Origin of the sequence: Henriciella pelagia (assembly GCF_002088945.1) — a bacterium.
Classification (GTDB): domain Bacteria; phylum Pseudomonadota; class Alphaproteobacteria; order Caulobacterales; family Hyphomonadaceae; genus Henriciella; species Henriciella pelagia.
Genome location: NZ_NCSU01000011.1, coordinates 507098 through 530852 on the forward strand (window position 1 = coordinate 507098; position 23755 = coordinate 530852).

Below are 23755 nucleotides of genomic sequence, written 5' to 3' on the forward strand. Positions count from 1 at the left end.
AATTCAGTTGCCGTATCTGGTTTTTATCAGACGATCACAGAACGGGTGACCTATGCAACAGCTAAGAACGCGCACGCCAGCAAAAGTCCACACGCCAGGCCTGATGCCAGCACTGCGGTTCGAGCCTGTCATTCACCTGGTTCAGGGTGACATCGTCAACCTGATTGCCGAAACGCCCAAGCGCTATGAAGAGCGTGCGTCTTTCGGCGCGTCAGGGCTGATTGCAGAACGCATCAGTCCTGCCCTCTGGCTTGCTCACCAGGTTGAGCAGACAGCCATATTGGCGCGCGAAGAAGATGCCATGGCTCGTCCAATCCTGATTGAAGCCCCCAGTGCGGCCATGATGCACCCAGATACGCCGATGGCGTGCGAAGCGGCTGCGGCACGTGGCCGACTCTGCCCGCAGGAAATCTGCATCGAAGTGGAAGACGCCTGTTTCGCTCAGTCTCGAACGGACGTGTCGAACAGCATTCAGGCCCTGCGCAAACGCGGCTTCCGGGTGGGTATCAACGCCACACGTTCCTGGTGCACGCCGCTTGATACCGGGCTTAGATTGATGCTGGATTCCGTTCGCATTGATGCCCACCAGCTCTGGTCATCCAATGACCTAGTAGGCCGCGTGGAGGCTGCTGTCGCCTGCGGCATGGCTGTCGTCGCGGAGAATGTGCACTATCGCGATGGCGCAGAACTCGCCGAAATGGGCATCGAACTCGGCGTGCGCCCGCGCGCAGACGCCTAGCCGGTCCGAACGACCTTGCCTGACGTCTCGTCGTCAGCCGAGGCCTGCGCCTGACCAGAATAAGCGTCCAGCTTCTCAAGCAGATAGTCGAGATCATCCTTGGGAATGGCCTGGAACTGGGTAAGGACCCGCTCGATCATTCGTGACCTGAAACGGGCCTTGTCGTCCGTGCCGCCATCGAGCTCAGTTTCATGATACACGCTCACAGCCGCCTTGAAGGCCGGCAATAGTTTGCGAGGCAAGCCTGAGCGATCAAAGATCGCAGCAAGGCCCCTCGGTCCGGCATCATGGATCATCAGCCAGACACGGCTGTGCGGCACGCCCGACAGCTCAGCCAGGGCATGTTCGACAAAGCTCATATGTCCGACACACAGCGCCCGCATGATCAGCGATTGCGTGAGCCGCCCATTGAGGTCCAGCTGGTGCACGAAGCGCTGCATGTCCTGGCTTCGGTCTGCCTGTTCAACGAGGTCGATGGTAGCGCGTTCCCGCGCCCCGGAAGCAAGATCAATCGCCACCTGCGCTGGTAACTCGTGACGGTTTACCAGCACATCGAAAACCTGCCCCGAGACGAGCGACACAAGTTTTTCGGCGATGTGAACCGGGATGAATTCACGGTTCACAATCGCGGCTTTTACCTCATCATTGTCAGAGAAGCGCCCAATCGAGTTCTCGAAGGCCTTCTCCGTCCAACTGGCCCCCTTGTTGCGGGCCAGAGTGACAACAGCTTCAGACGCAGCAAATTCGCTTATTATCTCGCACAGCTCACTGTTCACCCCCGAGCGGGCGGCGATGGCTGCCTGCTTCGACGCCGTGACGGCAAGCACGAGTTCGATAAGGTCCTCATCAGTAAACGACGGTGAGAATTCCAGAACAGGAAGCGCAACGGACTCGATGTCCTGCGCCAATTTCAACGCAACCTCGCGTGGCAATCTTGGGGAATTGCGCAAGGCGACGGCCAGCGTGCGGCGAACAAGGTCTGCCGTATCTTCGGCGAGAATCCTGATGATATCCTCGGCATGCTGACGCTCTTTGTCGGTCAGGGCATCTGTGGCGATGCGCCGACACAGCCGATGCGCAATATTGGCCCGCTCTTCGGACGTCTCCCCTTTCATCAGCCTTTCGATGTCATCCTGCGACAAATGCGGACGCATGCTTGCAATACCCATTTGGACGCGCCTTCCTCTGTGCCTCAAACTCTAGTGCTGACAATTGAGTCGGGCCGGTTAATTTCCGGTTTACCAATCGGGATTTGCCGCATCAAACAAGTGAGGAAACATCAATGCTCGAAGGAATACGCGTCATTGAATACGCAACTTATATGGCTGCACCTGGGGCAGGCAGCATATTGAGCGACTGGGGCGCCGAAGTGATCAAGGTTGAGCCTCCGGGCGGCGACCCGATTCGCAAGTTCTTTCGTACTCTCGGCACAGACATCCAGGACAATCCCGTCTTCGACTTCGACAATCGCGGCAAGAAGTCGATCGGCATCGACACGCGGACCGATGAGGGTAATGCACTCCTGCGTGAGCTTGCAGCCACCGCGGATGTGTTTCTGACCAATGTCCGACCGGGCGGCCTTGCGAGATCCGGCCTCGACTATGACGGCCTCAAAGAAGTGAATCCGAAACTCGTTTATTGCAGCCTCACCGGGTACGGCCTTGATGGCCCGGACGCAGACAAGCCGGGCTTCGACGTTGCCAGCTTCTGGGCACGTGCCGGAGTGGCGCGCTCCACCATCCCAAAGGGCGGCGAACCTTTTCCTTGCCGTACAGCCTATGGCGACCATACGACGAGCATCGCGGCGGCTGCGGGCATCTGCGCCGCCCTTGTTGAGGCTGGCCGGACGGGCAAGGGTCGCCTTGTCGAAGCATCACTCCTGCGCACCGCCCTGTTCACCATGGGATCGGATTTTGCCATCCAGCTGTTCTTCGGCCGTCTCGGTTCGACAAAGGCCCGCCATGAGCAGACCGTGCCAATCATGAATTTCTTCAAGACAGCGGACGACCATTGGCTTTGCATAGTCGCCCGACAGGGTGAAACGGACTGGGCACCAATCTGCCGCGTGATCGGCCGCGAAGACCTGATCGATGACGAACGGTTCAACAACGCGAAGGGGCGCAGGGCCAACAACCGCGAATGCGTAGATATCCTGGACGCGGGTTTCGGTGCAATGACCCGTGAAGAGGCGGCGAGGAAGCTGGACGAGCACTCCATCGCCTGGTCACCGGTTCAGACCATGGCGGAGGCCGCACAGGACCCCCAGGTTCATGCCGCTGGCGGCGTGGTGCAGGTGCCGTCGTCGGCAGGCGACGGCTCGACTTTCTCCTCGCCGGCTTCGCCTGTTCGTTTCCCCGGCGCCGATGACGGTCCGAAAGGCCCTGCCCCGAATTTTGGGCAACATTCCAAGGCCGTACTCAGCTCGCTTGGAAAATCCGAGAGCGAGATCCGTCAGTTGATTTCGTCAGGTGTTGTTTCTTCAGCCGCCTGATTCTCAACCGGCTCCGCCTCGACCGGCACAAGCAGGGAGAAATAACGCTGAACTTCATCTGACTTTTCGGCCCGGAGTGCGACGCAAAGCTGAATCTTCTCTTTCGCTTCAGCAAGCGCGCGCTCATGGCCGGGCGCCAACTCGCCATAGCGTTCGAACAGGCGTTGGAGTTCACCTATGGCTTCTGGGCGGCAAAGCCCAGATGCCATTCGCGGCGTTGACCTCGGACGCTGACCCGGGATGACTTTCACAAATGCCGGATAGTTCCTGCGCAGCCAATCCCAGGTCTGGGCACGAGTTTCGTCTCGTCCCATCTGACCCGACACCAGCGTGTAGGCTTCTCGTGTCCCGACCTCGCCCGAAATGGCAAGGGCGAGTATCTCGGGATTCAGGTCCGCATCCGTATTCTGCCCGATCGCATAGGCCGCAGCCTGTTCAAACATGGGATCGTCAATCCTGTCGACCGCAGACAGGAGGGCGTCATAGACCGGTCTGCCACCGTCCTGCATGGCGATGGCGAGTGCAGTCGAAAAGTCATCGCTGGTGAGTTCACGCACAGACGCCTCGGGGCGCAATCCAATATATGCACGGGCAGCATTGGAAAACTCGCTACGTAGTGCGGTGTCATTGCCATAGCGGGCCACGAAGGACTCAAGCTTGGACACGAGAATCCGGTTGTTTTCATCATCCCCCCCTGCGAGCATCTCGATCTGCGGCTTGAACAGCCGCTGGATTTCCGTCTCATATCCGATGCGGGCTTCGCTATCCTTCGGAACGAACTGGAGCAGTTTGGCATAGGCTGAAACGGCCTCGCTCACGACCTGCCGTTCGGGACGCCTTGCGCCGGCATTCACCACTGCCATAACAGACGCAAGCGACGCGTCACCTGCTTCAAAAGCGGCGATTGCACTGTCGACAGCGACGAGCGCTTCTCCGCCCGAAAGCTCTGCAAAATGGACGGCAAGCGTCGCCCATTGCGGGCTGTCGAGATTGAAACGCCAATAGCCCTTGCCGTCGGCATTCGGCATGATCCAGTCCGGGCAAGACTCCAGCTCATCGAAGGCGATGACGGCGGCTTCGCTATCAAGCATTTCGCACTGGCGGACCTTCTCACCTTCGGCCCCAGCAATCAGGCAGAAAGGAATTGTCCAGCGCCGGTCCTGCTCGATCGGGCTGCCGAGAGGCGTGTAGCGGCTTTGCTGGATCCTGACGCGTGGCGGCTGATTTTCCGAGCATTGCAACCTTGCGTCGATGCGCGGTAGTCCCGACTGCTCAACGAAGCTTCGAAAGGCTTTTGTCAGATCCGGCTCATTCGTCTCCTGGCCTATGACCCTGAAGAAATCTGCACTGTCGGCGACGCCGTCTTCAAAGCGCGCAATGTAGCGTCCAAGGGCAGGCCTGAAGGTCTCCGCACCAAAATACCCGTCCACCATAGCAATTACGGCCAGGCCTTTATCATACGTGATGGAGTCGTAGGCGTTCCGGATGTCGTCGTTCAGGGTGATCGGTTCACGTACCGCACGCGCGCTTTGCAAGCTGTCCAGCGACATGGCGCTGATACTTTCCGAGATTGCGTCAAGCTCAAAGCCGCCGTCCGGCTCAAGTTCCGACAAGACGATTCCCGTGGCCCAGCTGGCGAAACCTTCCTTCAGCCAGAGATCGTCCCACCACGGCGGCGTGACGAGGTCGCCAAACCACATATGGGCTATCTCGTGGCTGTGGATGTTGAGCAGGGCTCGGCGAGCGGCCGGGCCACTCGACGGCCCAAACAGGATACGACTCTCGCGATAGGTGATCGCACCCGCAAGTTCCGTAGCGCCGCTCGGCCATTGCGGCGCAGCGATGATGTCCAGCTTGTCATAGGGGTACGGAATTTCGAGCGCCGTCTCGAAAAATTCCACCATGGCGGCGGTGGTCGAGAGCGCATAGGCGATTTCATCACCCTTGTCCCGTCTCGTATAGCCTTTCACCGGAACAGCTACGCTCCGCACGGCATTTGGCGCGAGCGATGGGGCATCAACCCTGTCGAATGGCCCAACAGCGAGCGACAGGAGGTAGGTTGGCAATGGCCGGGTACGCTTGAAACGGATGCGCTGCATTCCCGTTTGAGTAGGTTCGCGGCTGATTTCCACCGAATTGCTAATGGCTTCGTAGCCTTCAGGCACTGTCAGGGAAATGCTGAAGGGTGCCTTGAAGCGCGGCTCGTCGAAACCAGGCATGAAACGGCGGGCCTGGATGCTTTCGGACTTGGCAAGCGCGTAGGAATCGCCCTGCTCCTGCACGCGAAAGAGGCCGGCCAGATTTGCGTCGAACGGCGCTGAATAGTCAATGCGAACGGTCACAAAGCCCGGTCCGGCGCGCCGCGGGAAACCGACCCATGCCACCCCCGATCTGAGCACGTCGCGCCAATATCCGCTCGCTGGCCCAGACGCCCCGTCAGTGATGGTGACGGCCTTGATTTCAAGGCCCTGCCCATGCAACCAGAAGCCGGTTGCAGGTTGATCGAAGGCCACATCCATGGTCACGCTGCCGCCAAAGCGCTGGCGCCTTGGATCGATTACAAGATCAATCTCATAACCCGTCGGCCCGACGCCGCTCGGCAGCGGACCTCGAGGCGCTTTCTGGTACAATTCGGAAAGGTCTGGTTCAGCTGGGTGCGGCGTTGGACCGCAACCGGCCAGTATGGCCAGAGCAAAGAGCCCCATGATCAGGTTTCGAGCGAGCACAATGCCCTCCTGGCTTCGTAATTCTTACGATCAGGCTTCCCAGCCATCCTTTCGATTACAGCTAGACTTAAAGCGATTTGTCAGAATTTCGAAGCCGCAAGATAGCCGTGGCTGATAATGGTGCTTATACGGGTGACATGAGAGTCGCGACCTGGAATGTGAATTCGATCAAGGCACGCCTGCCCACCGTGCTGGACGTGCTGAAGGAGATCGACTGCGATGTCATCTGCCTTCAAGAAATCAAGTGCGAGACGGACGCGTTTCCCTATCTCGAAATCGAAGATTTGGGCTATAACTGCGCGGTGCACGGCCAGAAGAGCTACAATGGCGTCGCGCTTCTCTCGCGTCACCCGCTTGAGGACATTCGCAAAGGCCTGCCCGGCGATGATGGTGACGACCAGGCGCGCTACATTGAGGCGCTTGTGCTGGCCGAAACGCCGGTTCGCGTCGGCGGGATCTACCTGCCGAACGGGAACCCGGCCCCGGGGGACAAGTTCGACTACAAGATTTCCTGGATGAACCGGCTCGAAGCGCATGCAAGAGAGCTCCTGGCGCTCGAAGAGCCTTTCGCACTCGCCGGTGACTACAACACGATCCCGCGGGACGTGGATTGCTGGGACATTGCCGTCTGGCGCGATGACGCGCTCGCCTTGCCGGAAACCCGTCAGGCCTTTCAGCGACTGAAATGGCTCGGCCTGACAGAGGCATTCGAGGCCGCGGATGGCCGGGCCCACGAATATTCGTTCTGGGACTATCAGGCCGGCGCCTGGCAGAAAGGCCACGGAATCCGCATCGATCACCTGCTCCTGTCACCGCAGGCTGCGGACCGTCTGGAAAGTGTCGAGATTTTCAAGAAAGCACGCGGCCTAGACAAACCGTCGGACCATGTCCCCGTCATCGCCGTCCTCGGCGACGCGTGAACCTAATTCTTCTTGACGCAGGAGCGATTATAGGCGGCGACGCCTTCATTGAGCGTGGAGACCTTTGACTGAAGGTCGGCTTCGAGCGTGTGAAGCTCTGCCTTGAGCGTATCATAGCGCGTTTTCGCCGCGTCAGCAGCGGCCGCATTTTCGGCGCTGAAGTTTCTCAAGGCTTCAATGTCTTCCCAGTTATCACCGGCGTCCTCAACAGTAACAACGAGTTCGTCGCGCTCCGCCTTGAGTTCAACAGCCTCGGCCTGCTGTGCCTTCAGTGCCTTGCCCTGACTATAGCAGCTCGCAGCGGCCTGAGCAGGCATGGATGCTGTTGCCGCGACGACCGAGAGCGCAACGATGGTTCCGGAACGCAAGATAAGAACGTGTTTCATGGGAGACACTCCTAATTCCTGTTTCGTGAAGCCTCGCTGAACAGATTGACCATTTCTGGGCCGCAATTGGGCATGTGCAATGACGACTACAGGTCGGCGTAGACGTGGCGCTCGCCGTCATAGCCTTCATGCGTGACTGCACCAAGATGCGCCGGCCCGACGAGCCTTGCGAATTTTGCGAGCGCGCCTGAGCCATATTGCGTCTGTCTGGGCACCCATTTGCGCTTGCGCTCTGCCAGTTCAGCCGGGGTGAGGCGCACATCAATCGTGCCTTTCTCAGCATCGATAGTGATGAGGTCACCGGTTTCGATCAGTGCGATGGGACCGCCCTCCTGAGCCTCCGGGCCGACATGGCCGATGCAGAAGCCGCGTGTTGCGCCCGAAAAACGGCCATCGGTAATCAGCGCAACCTTGTCGCCCATGCCCTGCCCGTATAGTGCTGCCGTCGTGGACAGCATTTCGCGCATGCCGGGGCCGCCCTTGGCCCCCTCATAGCGGATGACAAGCACGTCGCCCTCTTCATATTCCTTGTTCTCGACCGCCTTGAAGCAGGCTTCCTCGCCATCGAAGACGCGCGCCGGGCCCTGGAATTTTAGGTTCTGCAAACCGGCAACTTTCACAATGGCGCCGTCGGGTGCGAGCGACCCCCAGAGACCGACAACGCCGCCAGTCTTGGTGATCGGCTTGCTGGCCGGGTAGATGACTTTCTGTTCCGGGTTCCAGGTCACCTCTTCGAGATTTTCAGCCCAGGTCTTGCCGGTGACAGTGATGCAGTCGGCATTGATCAGGCCCTCTTCGTGCAGTGTCTTCATCAGCATGGGCACGCCGCCGGCAGCCCCGAAATCCTTGGCCACATATTCACCGCCGGGCTTCAGCGACGCGATGTAGGGCGTCTTCTGGAAGATCTCAGCAACGTCTTTCAACTCGAACTTTACGCCGCACTCATTCGCCATGGCCGGCAGGTGGAGCGCTGCATTGGTCGAGCCGCCCGTGGCTGCCACAACGATTGCGGCATTCTCAAAGGCTTCGCGCGTGCAGATATCGCGAGGGCGCAGGCCGGTCTCGATGAGTCGCATCACGGCCTTGCCGGACTCAACCGCATATTCGTCGCGATTGGCATATGGCGCAGGGAGAGCGGAAGAGAGTGGAAGCGCGAGACCGATCGCTTCGGAGACGCAAGCCATTGTATTTGCGGTAAATTGACCGCCACAGGCGCCATCGCCAGGACAAGCCAGCTTCTCGAGCGCGTGCAGCTTTTCCTCGGTCATGTCATTGCTGCCGGCCGCATGCGCGCCGACGGCTTCGAACACGTCCATGACTGTGACGTCCTTGCCCTCGAAGCGCCCCGGCAGGATCGAGCCACCATAGAGGAAGACAGACGGCACGTTGAGGCGCAGCATGGCCATCATCATGCCCGGCAGAGACTTGTCGCACCCGGCAATGCCAACCAGGGCATCATAGCCATGACCGCGCATGGTCAGCTCGACGGAATCTGCAATGACTTCGCGTGATACGAGCGAGGAGCGCATGCCTTCATGACCCATGGCGATACCGTCCGTGACGGTGATCGTGCAGAACTCGCGCGGCGTGCCATCAGCTTCCTTGACGCCATCGGAAACTGCATGGGCCTGGCGCATCAGCGCGGTGTTGCAGGGGGCCGCTTCATTCCAGCACGAGGCGACGCCTACGAAGGGCTTCTGAATGTCCTTGGTCGACAGGCCCATTGCGTAATAATAGCTGCGCTGAGGCGCGCGTGCGGGGCCTTCGGTGACGTGTCGGGAGGGAAGGCGTGACTTGTCCCAGGTCTTGCTCATGAAGGGGCCTCCAGGGCGGTAATTGAACTCGCCGCCTGAATAGGACGCCAAGCGCGCTGGCGCTAGTCATTTGACGAAATTTCCGCCTGATGAACTGTGAAATATCCTGCCCTTTGAGCCTCAGATCACCGTCCGGAAACAGTCCAAAACCAGGCCAATGCCGGATTTCGTCGCCTATTTGAGCAAGATCATGCCCTTGTCCAACACATCAGATACTCAAGATCCCTGTGCTGGCCGACCGGGAACCAGAATTCATCCACCTTCCTGAAACCCATGCGATCATAAAGCCGTTGTGCCCCTTCATTCCCGGAGAAGACGGAAAGGTAGAGTTCGGGCGCATGACTCGCTTCGGCCCAGTCAAACGCTTCCTGCGTGAGGCGAGAGCCCAGCCCCTGCCCTTGCAGCGAGGCATCGACATAAAGACGCTTCAGCTCGACAGAGCCCGGTGCCGGGTTTTTCGCCGGCAGACTGAGCGGAGAGCAGAGGAGATACGCACCGAGCGACCCTGCTTCGGTTTGGACAACGCGGATCAGGAGATCCTTGCGGCCAAGGAGCGGGCGATAAAACGCTTCACTATGCGACTCTTCCAGAAAGGCGTTGAGATCTTCGCTCCGGTAGAGATGGCCAAACTTGTCGCAAAAGGTCTTGCGCGAGAGCGCCGCGATGGCTTGCAAGTCCTGTGGCGTCGCGTCACGCACGACCAGTTGGGAAGTGTCGGTATCAGGCATGGTCCGGTTTTTGAGTATCGTAGAGTGTTGATTTGAGAACGAGAATGGGTCGGCCCATCACATGCGGCAATGGGTGCCTATTCGTCCGGCTCGAAAATCGCGGTTTCCAGCGTGCCGCTCGCGTCCATCATGCCGCGATACATTCCGGCGGAGTTGAAGACATAGGCATATTCGCCCGCTCCGCCCATGACGATGACCCCGCCATCGCCGCCGAGTGCTTCGACCTGGCCGAGGGCATTCTCGGCAGCGACCGTGATCGTTTCTCCTGCGAGTTCGACGCGCGAGCAGATCGTCTTCGCCACACCAACGCGGATGAAGTATTCGCCGTGTCCTGTCGCGGAGACAGCGCAGACGCCGTTCTGGGCATAGGTCGCCGCGCCGATAATCGGCGAGTCCCCGATACGGCCAGCGGCCTTGGCGGTCATCCCGCCTGTTGTCGTGGCAGCGGCGATATTGCCATCCTTGTCGATGGCAACCGCGCCGACCGTGCCATGACGATCTGCGTCGGTGCGGGTCTGTTCTTCGAGGACGCGCTCGAGTGACTGGACGCGGCGCTCGGTAGTGAAATAGGCATTCTCGACAAGCTCGAGGCCGACGCTCTCGGCAAATTCATCCGCGCCCGGCCCCGCAAACATAACGTGTTCGGACTGGTCCATGACAGCGCGGGCCGCGAGGATCGGATTTCTCACGCGCGTCACACCCGCGACTGCCCCGGCATTTCGGTCCCGCCCATCCATAATGGAGGCGTCGAGCTCATGGATGCGCGCAGCAGTCATAACTGCGCCCCGTCCCGCATTGAACAGAGGGTCATCTTCCATGGTGAGGACGGCGGCCTGAACAGCATCGACGGCGCTGCCACCATTTGCGAGGACATCGCCGCCGGCCTTGAGCGAGGTTTCGAGGGCGGCGGTATAGGCGGCTTCCTGTTCGGATGAGAGGTTCTCGCGCAGGATGACCCCTGCCCCGCCATGAATGACAATGCGCCATTCAGGCGCTTCGGTTTCAGGTTCCGGACCGGTCTGGGAACCACAGGCAACAATCATCAGTGCACCTACCAGTCCAATGAGAAATCGAGTCATGAATCATCCCTGCCAGTCTTGTTTATCTGACGCTTAAACAGCCAGAACAACACAGCCATGTCGAGTATGACAAAGGCCATGATGGCGATGACGACCGGAATGTTCATGACATCGCTTCGCCCCTAGCTGATCGCCGCCAATTGTTCGCGCGCGGACCGGAGCTTTGCAAGCGTGGCCTTCCATTCGACGACGCGCTCACGATTCTCCTCGACGATTTCCGGAGGCGCCTTGGAGACGAAATTCTCATTCTGGAGCTTGCGCTCTGTGCCCACAATATCCTTTTCGAGTTTGGCCATTTCCTTGTCGAGGCGGCCAATTTCGTCAGCAGGTGTGATGAACACCTCAACCTGCAGCGCGATGGTTTCGTCGCCCGAAGCAATGGTCACGGAACGAGCGGGCTTGTCGGCGGCGACAACGAATTCAGAAAGCCGCGCCATCTGCCTGATGGCAGTTTCATTCGCGTCCGCCCAGCCTTTTACCTTGTCCGCAGCGCCGATCAGCGAAGCGGAAATCTGCGCGCCGGCAGGAACATTGAGCACAGAACGCGTCGAGCGGATTTCGGAAATGGTGTCGAGCACCCATTGAAGTTCGGCTTCGGCGTCGGCATCGGCCCAGGCGCCTTTGAAATTCGGCCAGGATTGCATCATCAGGAAGCCGGGACGTTTACGTGCCTCGTCTTCTGTCTGTTCCCAGAGCGCTTCTGTGACGAAGGGTGTAAACGGGTGGAGCAGCTTCAGCGTCTGGTCGATGACCCAGCCGCAGGCCTTGCGCGTCTCGGCCTTTGCGGCCTCGTCCTCACCATTCATGACTGGCTTGATCAGCTCGATATACCAGTCGCAGAGGACGTTCCAGATGAACTGGTAGAGCGCATCTGCGGCCTCGTTGAACTTGTAGGCTTCGAGTGCAGCAGTGACGGCTTCGGCGGCTTTGGCAAGCTCGGCAGCAATCCAGCGGTTGAGCGGAAGTTTTAGATCACCCGGCTGCAGGTTGTGGCCGAATTCGCACTGGTTCATTTCCGCAAAGCGGGTCGCGTTCCAGAGCTTGGTGGTGAAGTTGCGATAGCCTTCGACGGCCTGCGTCGAGAGGCGGATATTGCGCCCCTGCGCGGCCTGCCGGGCAAAGGTGAAGCGCAGGGCATCGGCGCCGTACTGATCAACGATCTCGAGCGGGTCCATGGCATTGCCCTTGGACTTGCTCATCTTCTGGCCCTTCTCGTCCAGCACGAGCGCGTGGATGTAGACGTCATGGAACGGAATCTCGTCCATGAATTTGAGGCCCATCATCATCATCCGGGCGACCCAGAAGAAGATGATGTCATGCGCGGTGACGAGCACGCTGGTCGGATAGTACTGTTTCAGCGCCTCGGTTTCATCCGGCCAGCCCTGCGTGGAGAACGGCCAGAGGGCGGAGGAGAACCATGTATCGAGGACGTCTTCGTCCTGTTTCAGAGCGGTTGGTTCACCGTAATATTTCTGGGCCTGAGCGTTCGCGCCTACCTCGTCTTCAGCGACGAAGATCTGGCCATCCGGTCCGAACCAGGCCGGAATCCGGTGGCCCCACCACAATTGCCGAGACACGCACCAGGGCTGAATATTGTCCATCCAGTTATAATAGGTCTTGGTCCAGTTCTCGGGCACGAATTTGGTCTTGCCGGAGCGCACGGCCTCGATGGCGGGCCTGGCCAGTTCCTCGGCATTCACGAACCACTGGTCCGTCAGCATTGGCTCGATGACGACGCCCGACCGATCACCGAAAGGCTGGGTGATCAGCTTGTCCTCAATCTCGATCAGCAGGCCGTCGGCGTCGATGTCCGCAACGACCCGTTTGCGGGCCTCGTAGCGATCAAGACCGCGATAGGCTTCCGGCACAAGATTGAGGGCATCGATCTCCGACGCCGTCGCGGACTTGCCGCCTGCGATCTCTTTTGCGGCCGCAGCGCTCTCTTCATAGGACGGGCCATCGGTCCTCATGCGGGCCTGGACATCCATCAGCCGGTACATCGGAATGTTGTTACGCTGGGCAACGCCATAATCGTTCTCGTCATGCGCGCCGGTGATCTTCACCGCACCAGAGCCGAAATCGGGGTCCGGATACTCATCGGTGATGATGGGAATCAGGCGGCGATGTTCTTTCGGGCCAACCGGGATCTCGCAAAGCTTGCCAATGATCGGCTTGTAGCGCTCATCATCCGGGTGCACGGCCACGGCGCCGTCACCGAGCATGGTTTCGGGGCGGGTGGTCGCGATGGAGATATAGTCGCGCTCTTCCTCGAGCGTGATGTTCCCGTCCTCATCCTTCTCGACATAGGTGTAGGTTTCGCCGTCCTGAAGCGGGTATTTGAAGTGCCACATATGGCCCTTTACATCGCGGCTCTCGACTTCGAGGTCCGAAATCGCGGTCTGGAAATGCGGGTCCCAGTTCACCAGACGCTTGTCGCGGTAGATGAGGCCGTCTTCGTAGAGCTTCACGAAGACCTTCTTCACGGCTTCGGAGAGGCCATCATCCATCGTGAAGCGCTCATTTTCCCAGTCGCATGAGGCGCCGAGACGTTTCAGCTGATTGATGATCTGGCCGCCCGATTTCTCTTTCCACTCCCAGACGCGTTCAACGAACTTCTCACGGCCAAGGCTGGCGCGGCTTTCATTGCCGCCGCTTTCGGCGAGCTGGCGTTCGACCACCATCTGCGTCGCGATGCCGGCATGGTCTGTGCCCGGCTGCCAGCGGACATTCTTGCCGCGCATGCGTTCAAAGCGGACGAGTGTATCCTGCAGCGTATTGTTCAGCGCGTGGCCCATGTGCAGCACGCCGGTCACATTTGGTGGCGGGATGACGATGGCGTACGCCTCGGCGCTGGTGTCACCGGTCGGGCGGAAGCATCCAGCTTCCTCCCAGCGCTTGTAGATGCGCTGTTCGGCACTCGCAGGGTCAAAGCGTTGGTCGAGCATATTCAATTTCCATCAGGACAATAAACAAAAGGCGCGCCGGTTATGGCGCGCCTCGTCTCTATATCAAAGAGTGTGAGCTGTTCTAGCCTGCCATGCGCGCAATGCGGCGGACTTCCTCTTCCACCTTGCGCTCGACGATGGCTGGCAGGTTGGCATCGAGCCATTCCTTCAGCATCGGACGGAGCATTTCCATCATCAGGCCTTCCAGCGTGTTCGGATTGCCCGCATCCTTGGACTGTTTGACCATCAGCTTGCCGAGTGCGCTTGCAGCAGCGCCTGCAATGCGTTCATCGGTGATGCCGGCATTCGACGCGGGTGCCGGATCAGCCGGCGCAGCTGGCGCTTCCGTCTTGCCACGCAGCGGCGATGGTTCACGCACCGGCGGAGCGGCCGGGTCGGATTCTGGCTCTATGTATTCAGGTGCAGACACGGTTTCTTCCTCAAACTCTGGGGCTGAGAGCGCATCTTCAAATTGTGGTTCGTCGACGTCGAGATCAACCGCATCGAAATCAAATTCTTCCAGTTCGTCGACGGTGGCAGCGGTTTCGGCTGGTGCGCTGTCGTCAACGGCGGTCAACTCGTCAAACATCTCCTCATCGACATCCGTGAGAAGCCCTTCGTCGGATGAAAGTGATTCGAAGCTCTCTTCAGGGATTGCAGAGAGCGACTCACCGCCCCCTTCAGCCTCTTCCAGCACATCATCGAGCGACAAATCGTCGAAATCGCTTTCGTCGGAAACCGACACAGCGACCTTCGGCTCTGATTCTGGGTGAGACTTGGCCGCGCCGTGCCCTGTATCGCCGTCATCGGCTATGATCTTGCGAATGGAGGCAAGGATTTCCTCCATGGTAGGTTCAGCTTGCGCTTTGTCGGCCATTCCCAGCTCCCGAATGGTAAAGTTTGTGTTGCCACTCTGGGCTACACCGCGTCGGTTAATAGGGTGTTATGACGGATTCGCTGAAAGATTGCACGTCAACGAACAGTTAGCGAATACCGATGCCGAGGACTTCCGGCGACAATTCGCCCATAGCCGCGAGCAGCTGGTGAGCGGCGACATACCGGTCACGCTCGGCACTGACGACGGCGAGACGCGCTTCGAGAAGCTGCTGTTCCTGATCAAGCACATCAAGCGTGGTGCGGAAACCAACCTTGAGCTCTTCCTGCGCACCTTCATAGGCGATTTCGGCGGCCTCCACCTGTCTTTCGGACGCGGCGACGGCCCGCTGCGCCGCCTCCAGGCCATACCAGGCACGCGCAATCTGCGCACGAACGAACCGCTCGTTCAGCGCTATCTGACTCTGCGCCTGACTGCGCTGCAACCTGGCTTCTCGAAGACGGGATGAATTGAGGCCGCCGGTGAACAGCGGAATACTGGCCTGGGCACCAGCTGTGAAACTCGTGTCATTGTAACCGTCCGAATGGTATTCCTGAATACCAGCCTGCGCGATGGCAGACACTTCGGGCCGAAACGCCCCTTTTGCGACTTCGATCGACTCCTTTGCTGCGCGTTCAGCAAAGCGAGCGCCCTCGATTGCGGGGTTGGAGTGAAGGGCAATCGCCAGGGCCTCGTCAAAGGTTTCTGGCATTGGCGGCGCTGGCGGCACCGGCGCAAGATCTCCTGCGTCGAGCCCGGTCAGGAAGGCGTAATAGGCGAGGCTCCCTTCAAGCTGGGCTTCGGCCGCCGCGAGTTGGGCCCGGCCGCCTTCGAGGCGCGCTTCGGACAGGGCGACATCCGTGCGCGTGATATCACCCACATCGAACCGGTCCTGCGACGCCGTGAGTTGGCCTTCCAGGAGGTCGATACTGCTATTGCGGATGTCGATCACGGCGCGGTCGCGGATGATATCGACATAGGCGGTTATCGTTTCCAGCAGAAGCGTCTGGGTGGCCGAATCAAGTTCGGCTTCAGCCGCAAACGCCCCAGCCTCGGCCTGGCGCACGACCGCTCCGAGGCGACCTCCCGCATAGATCGGGAAGCGGGCCTCAAGTTGGGCCGATGCAACGGGCCTGTCACCATTGTTGAACGCGAAGGGAGCGCCAGAATCGAGGGACTGGTAGACATAACTGCCAAAGAGGTTGACCTTCGGCCTGCCCCGGGAGCGCGCCTGATCGATCTGCTCTTCGGCGATATCGGCGGCCATGCGCTGAGCCCGGATGTCGGGATTGTTGAGGTAGGCGGCGCTGAGCGCGTCCTGCAGGTTTTCGCCGCTGGCCTGCGGCACGCCGGCGAGCAATAGTGACGATGCGCTTGCGAGTAGATATGTCAGCCTCATCCCGCTTCCTCCAGTCTCCCTGCGAGTAGACTAGGCGGGAATTTCAAAAAAGTGAACAGTGTTCACTCTTTCCTTGGCGGCAAGTCCGGCACGGGAATTCGTGCTAGAATGCGAAGCTCTTCTTCTTGCGGAAGCCGGGTAGCTCTGGCGGGCAGCCATCGAAAACGTCCCGGTAGGATGTCGTATTGCCAGCGCGCGTATAGACGCGGCCGCGAGCGAGGTCGCGGCCGACTGGAACGGGCACGCCGAGACGGCCGCCTTCGGCGAGCTGACTGAACCAGGCTTCGGACGCTTCTTCGACCGTTCCCGTGACGAGGATAACGTCGAACGGGCCCTGATCGGGGAGACCATCCTTGAGATTGCCCTGCACAGCAACAGCACGGTCAATGGCGAGCTTGCCGAACCGGTCCGACATTTCGTCGACCAGCGTCTCATCATCTTCAAGCGCGATGGCTGTTTCAACGATACGGGCCAGCAGCGCTGTCTCGTATCCGGCGCCAGCGGCGATGACGAGCGCGATATCATTTGGCTGCGGGTCCAGCGCTTTCAGCATCTTTCCAAGGTCGCGCGGCGTCCAGAGCGCGCGGCCATCGCTGGTCTGGATCTCATACTCGGCATAGGCGATGGCCTGATCGGCCTTCGGCACAAAAGCTTCGCGCGGCGTATGCAGAAAAGCAGAAACGATTTCCGGGTCCGTCACATCATTCGGGCGGATTTGCGTATCGACCATGGTCTGGCGCAGTTTTGCGAAGTTCATGGGGCGGCATCCTCTAATGGTTCGGACTCGTTTCCGCCCGCAATATATGAGCCCGCCCCGACTGGCAATGTGGCCATATGTGCGAAACGCCGTTTTCAGTGATTGCATGCGCGAGGGCACGCTGCTATCAGATCGCCCTGCTCTGAACGGCCCTGTGGCGGAGTGGTGACGCAGCGGATTGCAAATCCGTGTACCCCGGTTCGATTCCGGGCGGGGCCTCCAGACGCAAGCGCACCGCTTTCCCCGACCTGAAATCTTTCAAAATTCGCCTGCCCTATGGGCTGCAATGCCAGCAGAGTTCGTCGCTGGAATATGAACCAATCGGGCCACCGGGCGGCGTATCAGGCGCTTTTGGTGGTGTCGGTGTCTCACCCTCAAGATGCTGGCGAATCCTCGAAGACAGGCGCGCAAAATGCTGCTTCTCCCTGTCGGACCTGGCCACGCGGCGACCCGACAGCCGGTCCTCGATCCTCCGCAATTCGCCATCAACGGCGCTGGCAACCTCGCTCGACAGGCCCGGCTCTACGGCCAGACCGATCAGCGCCTCGACGTAACGGCTCTGCACGATGCGGGCGAGCGCCTGATGGCGCGCGGCGTCCGGACGCTCGAAGACTGAGTTTTCAATTTGCGTCAACATGTCGGACAGGCCGAGCGAGATGCCCCTCTGTTCATAGGCGGCGACCCGTTCGAGGCGGGCGGGCGCCAGCAAGGCATCCAGGGTCAGGTCGGCGGCGATAGTGGCCGCTGATGGCAAATCGAATACCGGCCCGGTCCGCGATGGGAACACTTCAAGCGTTTGTCCACCCCCTGCGTAGCCGACATCACCCGGCGTCAGCAGGTTGAGCACCCTGTCAGGCAGGTCCAGCACAACCGGGTCGAGCGTGGCGAGAAGTGCGTCCAGCGCCCGCTGCTGATCGGCAACCGGAACGGGCGTCGCCGGCGATGGGTTCGCGCCCGTGACGCCGTATCCGAAGTCCAGCCCGCCGATATATTTTGCGGCCGCAGCCACCTGATAGCGGTGGTAGAGATAGATCGGCACGATGACAGCATTGAGGTCGGACGTCGGTCGCCCTGCTGCGAGACGGTCGAGACCGAAGTCTCGCAGCGCGATCTGCCGGACCTGCATGGTTTCGTGCAGCGTCTTGATCGCGTCGGCACCATTGTCCCAGACGGAAGCGTAGGGATGCGCGGTGTCGACAGATCGGGCATGCTCGTCCGACGTGAACCGCAAGCCAGAGCCATAAGCCTCCGCTACCATGGCATCGAGCGCGGCGTCCTCGGTCGCGGCGTCGGGAAACTCGGTATAGAGCCACTTAACCGTGAAAATATCCCAGTCACCGAGGCCCACAGCATAGGCCTGGGAGAAATCGAGGCCGCCACTGACCGGGCGCACATAAGGTGCGGGATAGTCCATGACGGAGGCGCGGTCGTTTGAGCTCGCCGCGAAATTGTGGGCGAAGCCAAGCGTATGGCCAACTTCATGCGCGGCGAGCTGCCGGATCCGAGCAAGGGAAATCTCGACCGGATCATTGGCGCTGCCCGTCCCTGTTTCGGAGACGCCGGCCAGCCCTTCGAAGATCATCCGGTCCTGCCGGACGCGCTGCGAGCCGAGAATGACGTTCGCCTTGAGGATTTCGCCGGTTCGCGGATCGGAGATCTGGCCACCATAGGACCAGCCGCGCGTCTCGCGGTGCACCCAGTTGATGATATTGTAGCGAACATCGAGCGGGTGGGCGTCGGCGGGGAGGACTTCGACCCGATAGGCATCCTCGAATCCGGCCGCTTCAAAGCCTTCGGCCCACCAGGACGCGCCGTCAATCAGGGCCTCGCGAACCTGCTTCGGGGCGCCCGGGTCGACATAGAAGACGATGGGCTTTCGTGCGGGGCTGGTGGCGGCTACCGGATCCGTCCGCTCCAGCCGGAAGCGGCGGGACAGGCGCTGCACTACGGGCTGCGAAAGCTCGCTCGAATAGTCATAGAATCCGAAGCCGATATTTGCGGTGCGCTGGTCAAACTTGCGGGGCCGATAACCATCATCCGGCAAGCGAACAAAGGAATGATGCTGAATCAGCGTCACCGACCGCGCATCCGGCGCTGTGGCATAGGTCTGCGCATTGGGCTTTGACGTTGAAAAGGTAAGAAACGAGTCGAGTTCGATATTATCCGGGAACGCCAGTGCACTCGCCACGTCGGCGAATGAGCGCTTGTCATCCAGCGAATAGTCGCCAGCGTCCGGCCCATGCTTCAGCTGGGCGGCGATGCCGAACTGATCACGCGTGAGAAAGTCAGAAATGTCGACGAGCAAGCGGCCGTCATCATGCTCAGCCTTGATTGCCCCTGACCAGAGGAATGAGCTTGCAAAGGATTGGGCCACGGCAAGCCGCTCACGCGGATCGTCCGCACTGGCACGAAATCGCCAATTTTCCTGCTCCGCGACAATCTGCTCACCAATCTTGCGGAAGCCGAGGATGACGCCAGCGCTTGCATTGCCGCGGTCAAGGCCGATCGGATTGGAGCCGAGACCGCCCGTCAGCCCGGTCGTATAAATAAAGCGTACCGTGCGCCCGGTCTTGTCTGGCGCAGGCAGCGCCGCGTAAACGGCATTGGCGTCCGGATCGAGATAGAGATCGATGAAGCCCGGTCGATGCTCCAGCGGATCGACGACATCAGCCCATGTCACCTCATCCTCAGCGCTTGCCGCAGGTTGCCACGCGACCAGAATGAATAAGATTGCCCACAAAACCCGCATGGCTCACCCCGTCATCAGAAACAGCACGACTTAGAACGGACACCGCACAATCACGCAAGTCAGGCAACGCCCTGCAATGGATCGGCCTTGCCGGGCAAAACGGGCAAAGGTGTGCCGAAACACGACGGCGGTCGCACAAATAACCGTGTCAGACCACGGATTTCAACCAGACCGAACAATTTAACTCTCGCTTAGGTTTTGTATTGCGACCACTACGATAAATCATTTCTCGATATTTTTCAAAACTTTAGAAATTGAAGCTTTTCTGTCAGGCGGTTGTCAACCAGCGCCCGATTCCCTTCTGGCACGAATGCTGCGCTCCAGCGCCGTGCAACGTAGAAAACGTTCAAGGGGATAAAAATGTGGAATAACGTGCAGCTGAATGCGCAGGTAAACCTTATGAATTGTCCGGTCTTACCGGATGCGCCGCCCAAACCCGTCGCCGATGTCATCGCTTTGAAAGCCAATCCAGGCAAAGTCCTCGCCGACGCCATCAATGACTATCTATACCGACACGAAGACCCGGCGAGGCGCGGCGACGCCGTCGTCGAAATGAGCTTCCTGCTGCGCCAGGCGTTGTCGGTCGATCCGGACAGAATGAATACGCTTCCTGTCCAGCTTGGTCACGATTACAAGACCGCGCGCAGCTATCTCATTTCCGAGACTATCCGCTGGGTCCAGAGCGACCGCCTCGAAGCGCTGTTCTCAGCCGTCGGACTATCTCGCGCCGACGCCCAGACCGTCCGGGAAATCCTGCCGACGGCCATCAACCTCGAATGTCTCGCCGTCTGGCTGTGCGAGGAATTCGGTCACCTTCGCGCCATTCGCCATGCCACGCACGCTCGCCGATATGTGGCAACACGCATGACAACCGATATCCATGGCGGCCCGAGACCCAATACGACAGGAGAACGCTCGTGCGGCGAACGCCTGCAATCGGTGTTCGACCACTGGGCCAACCCACTCTGCGAGGTCGAAACCTCCCTGCACTATCAGAAGGTAATCGCCCCGCTCACAGACCAGCTGATCGCCCTGGGCGGGGCGCAGAACGACACTGACGGCGATCCCGTCGCGGCCAACTCCAATGAGGTCTGACGCCATGAAAAAGACGATCAAGGTTTTCCCCAATAGCGGTCACCAGCTGCTGTTCTTCCCGCAGAGCGACCAGAATGCCGACCTGAAGGATCAGGGCGAATGGCGCACCCCGATGGACAAGACCTGGCTGAAGGGCCGGATCGGCTCCAAACCGATTGTTGTCGACGGCGGTGATCCGGCTGAAGTCCAGGGTTTCTGGGTTGCGGTGGATGTAAATGTCGGCGGTCCAGACCGAGGCTATGAGGTCCCGCGCTCGGAGGCAGACACACTGCAAAAGTCCAGGACTGCCGGACGGATTATCGATGATAAGGACGGGCCAGCAATAAAGGCGGGTTGTCACAATCCATACATTTCATCGACCGCTGATGACCTGCCGCGCGAAATCAAATTGAATCTGAACAAGGAATTCGCCCTTCCGCCGTCTTTTGATGAAATGGAGCTGGAAATCTCCTTTGCGGAGGAAGCCGGCGCACCAATACCGGTGAACCTGATCGTCGATTTCGGCAATTCGAGAACGGTTGTCCTCGGTCTCGAGCAGACCGACGCAGGCGGCAGCCTCTCCTCCGTCTGCAAGCCAATCCTTTTCCCGAAAGCCGGGTTTGAGGCTTCGGCCGCCAATGATGAAGACACAAAGATCCAGCAAGCTGTACCGGAGAGTTGGTTCGTGCTGATGGAGAATCTGTTCAGGTCCGAACCAACCCATCGGCTGAGCGCTGGATTCAAGCCGAGCTTCCGGAAACCGACCCTGCTCGACCGAATCCTGAATCGCGGGCGCCGACTTCGTACCGATACCGTCACCATCGCGCCGCATATCTTCACGCAGGTCTCCCCGGCCGTCATGGGACTGGCCGCCCAAGAGGCCCTAGCCGATCTTGACACTGAGGCCGGCGGCCTGTCCTTCCTGTCGTCACCCAAACGCTATGTCTGGGATGACGCACCGCTCGGCGAAAAGGGACACACCCACTGGACGATGCAACGCCAGCCCTGGCGCGACAGCAGTCATGACGCCCAGAAGCTGGTTCCGCTGAAAGGCGACATCTTCCGGTTCATGCCGAACGCCGATGCGGACTGGTCACTCGAGAACTGGAGCGAATTCACGCAGTCTGATCAGGTCATGCGCCCGGATCAGTCACGGGCTGACAGCATGATCTGGGTCGCGCTCTCGATTCTCGAACAGGCGGACCGCCAGATCCAGTCGGAAGCCTGGCGCAAAGGCAACAAGCCGTATCTGCGGCGCGTGCTTGGAGACGTTATCCTGACCTATCCGGCCGGCTGGACGCAGGACGAGGTCAATCGATATCGCACCAAATGGGAGCGCGCGCGCGACATCTTCATTCTCAGCCGCCGCGCCGTGAGCGATGGCCCCATTCCGGAAGTTCGCCTGCCGATTGATGAAGCCGTCGCTTCGCAGCTCGCCATTGTCTACGCCGAGATCCATCATATGCGCGACTATGGTGAGAACTGGATCGAGCTTTATGGGCGTGGAAGAGGCGAAGATGCCCGCATTCGCGTGATGACGATTGATATCGGTGGCGGCACGACTGACACGTCTGTCGTGGAATACCAGGACTCGTTGCCGGGCGCCGGCATGGACATAATGAGCCGGCTGGTCTTCAAGGATTCCTCAACCCATGCAGGTGACCGCCTGGTCAAGGACGTCATCGAGCAGGCCCTGCTTCCGCTCATTGGCGCAGACTTTCATAAGACCGTCGAAACGCGCGAAATTTTCGAGGAAGTCTTTTTCAAAAGCGCCAGGATCGACAGCGAGCGGGCACAGTGGTCCGTGATCACGCGCACGGTGTTTGTTCCCATCGCACAGCGCTGGCTGAAAGAAATGGCGACCAGCACCGATGCAGACCTTGTGATTACACCTGCATCCGCGGGTGCATCGCCTGCGCAGATTGAACGGATGAATGCGATCCTGCGGGCTGCGGGTCTGGTAGGCGAGTTTCTGGCACCGGATACCGCACTGAAGCTGGAGCGCAGCGGTCTCGATGCGATCATCCAGAAATGGTTCAGCGAACTTGCAAAAGTCCACGGCGAGATTGCCGGCCTGTTTGACTGTGACGTCGTGATCCTGACGGGCAAGCCTTCGGAGCTGCCAGCTGTTCGCCGCCTGCTTGAGCGGCATGTGCCGGTCACCACGGACCGAATCATTTCCGCGAAGGACTATTTTGCCGGTGACTGGCTGCCCATGTCGAAGACGGGCTATATTGATGACGCCAAGCTGGTTACGGCGCTCGGCTCTGCCGCGCTCAACAGTATGCAGAGCGGTGTGCTGTCGGGCTGGAATATCCGTACCGAAGCCGATCCCGACTATCGCCGCGAGAACCATTGGGGGCGCATTGCAGGTTCTCTCAAGCCATTTGCCGAGAGCGACATCCTTCTGCCTGCAGGTGAGATGACAGCGAGCGCAAGCCTCCTGACGGGAAGTGTGATCGGACGGGCACGATTCCTGAATCACGTGCTGCCGGAGCAGGTATACAAACTCCAGCATGTCAGCGGCCGACAAATGCTCGTCGACGTCAAGCTTCGCCGCGTGGTCGCAAAGCCCGGCAAGGAAGACACGCACAGCATGACGGGCGAAAGCCTCGTGCTCGTGAAAGCCCGCGATGCACATACCAGGAAAGCCATTCCCCTGTCTGAATTGCGCCTGCAACTTTGCACCCTTCCGCAGTCGGAAGACTATTGGCAGGAATCCGGACGATTCGAGGTACGCTGGGCAAGCTAGGGCGCTCTTTCACGTCTGCAGCTGCGCAGCCAAATGTTGACGGGTGCTATCAAGCTTCGCGGCATCCGTTTACGCCGCATTAACCAATCCGCGAGATACCTACACTCGTCTTCTTTGGAGACACCCACCATCACCCAACGCCTCGGCGGGAGCATGTCTCCCGCCGTTTTTTTTAGACTTGCTGCAAGAGGGCGTTTGACACGCGGCGCTGCTTTGGTATTGGAGCCGTCTCGCAAGTGATCCGCGATAGCTCAGTTGGTAGAGCAGGCGACTGTTAATCGCCCGGTCGTAGGTTCGAGTCCTACTCGCGGAGCCACTTTCC

At 59.7% G+C, this 23755-nt stretch carries 16 protein-coding genes and 2 tRNA genes; 7 read left to right on the plus strand and 11 right to left on the minus strand.

Translation table 11 applies throughout. The annotated features are described in order from the left end of the window. Positions 1-52: 52 nt before the first annotated feature. Positions 53-739 carry an EAL domain-containing protein gene (locus tag B8746_RS11935; RefSeq protein ID WP_084393886.1) on the plus strand — a complete coding sequence of 229 codons (687 nt, stop codon included), beginning with the start codon at positions 53-55 and terminating at the stop codon, positions 737-739. Here the strand turns inward: B8746_RS11935 and spbR are convergent. After that, positions 736-1908, minus strand: coding sequence for a SpbR family protein (gene spbR / locus B8746_RS11940; protein WP_084393887.1), 1173 nt, complete (start codon positions 1906-1908; stop codon positions 736-738). The genes B8746_RS11935 and spbR overlap by 4 nt on opposite strands. A gap of 113 nt (positions 1909-2021) precedes the next feature. Here spbR and B8746_RS11945 point away from each other — a divergent pair, with 113 nt between their 5' ends. Then, a complete protein-coding gene (locus tag B8746_RS11945) occupies positions 2022-3230 on the plus strand; it encodes a CaiB/BaiF CoA transferase family protein (protein ID WP_084393888.1) in 1209 nt (402 codons plus the stop codon). Here the strand turns inward: B8746_RS11945 and B8746_RS11950 are convergent. After that, a complete protein-coding gene (locus B8746_RS11950; RefSeq protein ID WP_143434587.1) occupies positions 3191-5956 on the minus strand; it encodes a M1 family metallopeptidase in 2766 nt (921 codons plus the stop codon). The two genes, B8746_RS11945 and B8746_RS11950, sit on opposite strands and share 40 nt — an antisense overlap. A 137-nt stretch (positions 5957-6093) precedes the next feature. Between B8746_RS11950 and xth the strand changes: the two genes are divergently transcribed. Continuing rightward, positions 6094-6876, plus strand: coding sequence for an exodeoxyribonuclease III (gene xth / locus B8746_RS11955; protein WP_084394234.1), 783 nt, complete (start codon positions 6094-6096; stop codon positions 6874-6876). A gap of 2 nt (positions 6877-6878) precedes the next feature. On the opposite strand, the gene B8746_RS11960 is transcribed toward xth, so the two are convergent. The 8 genes from B8746_RS11960 to B8746_RS11995 all read right to left on the minus strand — a co-directional run bounded on the left by B8746_RS11960 (position 6879) and on the right by B8746_RS11995 (position 16858). Next, on the minus strand, positions 6879-7262 hold the full coding sequence (locus B8746_RS11960; protein ID WP_143434588.1) for a hypothetical protein: 384 nt from the start codon (positions 7260-7262) through the stop codon (positions 6879-6881). A gap of 86 nt (positions 7263-7348) precedes the next feature. Then, on the minus strand, positions 7349-9076 hold the full coding sequence (gene ilvD, locus B8746_RS11965) for a dihydroxy-acid dehydratase (RefSeq protein ID WP_084393891.1): 1728 nt from the start codon (positions 9074-9076) through the stop codon (positions 7349-7351). Between the two features lie 188 nt (positions 9077-9264). Next, complete coding sequence (locus tag B8746_RS11970) at positions 9265-9804, minus strand: GNAT family N-acetyltransferase (RefSeq protein WP_084393892.1); 540 nt, start codon at positions 9802-9804, stop codon at positions 9265-9267. A gap of 77 nt (positions 9805-9881) precedes the next feature. Beyond that, positions 9882-10883, minus strand: a complete 1002-nt coding sequence (locus B8746_RS11975) for an isoaspartyl peptidase/L-asparaginase family protein (protein WP_084393893.1) — start codon at positions 10881-10883, stop codon at positions 9882-9884. Between the two features lie 122 nt (positions 10884-11005). Then, on the minus strand, positions 11006-13828 hold the full coding sequence (locus B8746_RS11980) for a valine--tRNA ligase (protein WP_084393894.1): 2823 nt from the start codon (positions 13826-13828) through the stop codon (positions 11006-11008). A gap of 82 nt (positions 13829-13910) precedes the next feature. Next, on the minus strand, positions 13911-14705 hold the full coding sequence (locus B8746_RS17540) for a DUF2497 domain-containing protein (protein WP_084393895.1): 795 nt from the start codon (positions 14703-14705) through the stop codon (positions 13911-13913). A gap of 106 nt (positions 14706-14811) precedes the next feature. Continuing rightward, complete coding sequence (locus tag B8746_RS11990; protein WP_084393896.1) at positions 14812-16101, minus strand: TolC family outer membrane protein; 1290 nt, start codon at positions 16099-16101, stop codon at positions 14812-14814. Between the two features lie 103 nt (positions 16102-16204). Beyond that, positions 16205-16858: a protein-L-isoaspartate O-methyltransferase family protein gene (locus B8746_RS11995; protein ID WP_084393897.1), complete on the minus strand. Its 654-nt coding sequence runs from the start codon at positions 16856-16858 to the stop codon at positions 16205-16207. 148 nt (positions 16859-17006) lie between these two features. Here B8746_RS11995 and B8746_RS12000 point away from each other — a divergent pair. Then, positions 17007-17080: transfer RNA gene (locus tag B8746_RS12000), tRNA-Cys, on the plus strand. 52 nt (positions 17081-17132) lie between these two features. Here B8746_RS12000 and B8746_RS12005 read toward each other — a convergent pair. After that, positions 17133-19538 (minus strand): zinc-dependent metalloprotease, encoded by a 2406-nt coding sequence (locus B8746_RS12005; protein WP_158084619.1) that lies wholly within the window; start codon positions 19536-19538, stop codon positions 17133-17135. 429 nt (positions 19539-19967) lie between these two features. On the opposite strand from B8746_RS12005, the gene B8746_RS12010 reads away from it, so the two are divergent. The 3 genes from B8746_RS12010 (at position 19968) to B8746_RS12020 (ending at position 23749) form a co-directional block, all read left to right on the plus strand. Continuing rightward, positions 19968-20702 carry a hypothetical protein gene (locus tag B8746_RS12010; protein ID WP_084393899.1) on the plus strand — a complete coding sequence of 245 codons (735 nt, stop codon included), beginning with the start codon at positions 19968-19970 and terminating at the stop codon, positions 20700-20702. 4 nt (positions 20703-20706) lie between these two features. Next, positions 20707-23433 carry a virulence factor SrfB gene (locus B8746_RS12015; RefSeq protein ID WP_158084620.1) on the plus strand — a complete coding sequence of 909 codons (2727 nt, stop codon included), beginning with the start codon at positions 20707-20709 and terminating at the stop codon, positions 23431-23433. A gap of 240 nt (positions 23434-23673) precedes the next feature. Beyond that, a tRNA-Asn gene (locus tag B8746_RS12020) sits at positions 23674-23749 on the plus strand. The last annotated feature ends 6 nt before the right edge of the window (positions 23750-23755 follow it).

What these genes read in the sequence shown, in the direction of transcription:
- B8746_RS11990 (WP_084393896.1), bottom strand. Translation starts at nt 16,101, where the DNA reads ATGAGGCTGACATATCTACTCGCAAGCGCATCGTCACTATTGCTCGCC.
- B8746_RS11960 (WP_143434588.1), bottom strand. Translation starts at nt 7,262, where the DNA reads ATGAAACACGTTCTTATCTTGCGTTCCGGAACCATCGTTGCGCTCTCG.
- B8746_RS11975 (WP_084393893.1), bottom strand. Translation starts at nt 10,883, where the DNA reads ATGACTCGATTTCTCATTGGACTGGTAGGTGCACTGATGATTGTTGCC.
- B8746_RS11995 (WP_084393897.1), bottom strand. Translation starts at nt 16,858, where the DNA reads ATGAACTTCGCAAAACTGCGCCAGACCATGGTCGATACGCAAATCCGC.
- B8746_RS11945 (WP_084393888.1), top strand. Translation starts at nt 2,022, where the DNA reads ATGCTCGAAGGAATACGCGTCATTGAATACGCAACTTATATGGCTGCA.
- B8746_RS11980 (WP_084393894.1), bottom strand. Translation starts at nt 13,828, where the DNA reads ATGCTCGACCAACGCTTTGACCCTGCGAGTGCCGAACAGCGCATCTAC.
- B8746_RS12010 (WP_084393899.1), top strand. Translation starts at nt 19,968, where the DNA reads ATGTGGAATAACGTGCAGCTGAATGCGCAGGTAAACCTTATGAATTGT.
- B8746_RS11935 (WP_084393886.1), top strand. Translation starts at nt 53, where the DNA reads ATGCAACAGCTAAGAACGCGCACGCCAGCAAAAGTCCACACGCCAGGC.
- B8746_RS17540 (WP_084393895.1), bottom strand. Translation starts at nt 14,705, where the DNA reads ATGGCCGACAAAGCGCAAGCTGAACCTACCATGGAGGAAATCCTTGCC.
- xth (WP_084394234.1), top strand. Translation starts at nt 6,094, where the DNA reads ATGAGAGTCGCGACCTGGAATGTGAATTCGATCAAGGCACGCCTGCCC.
- B8746_RS11970 (WP_084393892.1), bottom strand. Translation starts at nt 9,804, where the DNA reads ATGCCTGATACCGACACTTCCCAACTGGTCGTGCGTGACGCGACGCCA.
- ilvD (WP_084393891.1), bottom strand. Translation starts at nt 9,076, where the DNA reads ATGAGCAAGACCTGGGACAAGTCACGCCTTCCCTCCCGACACGTCACC.
- B8746_RS12015 (WP_158084620.1), top strand. Translation starts at nt 20,707, where the DNA reads ATGAAAAAGACGATCAAGGTTTTCCCCAATAGCGGTCACCAGCTGCTG.
- spbR (WP_084393887.1), bottom strand. Translation starts at nt 1,908, where the DNA reads ATGGGTATTGCAAGCATGCGTCCGCATTTGTCGCAGGATGACATCGAA.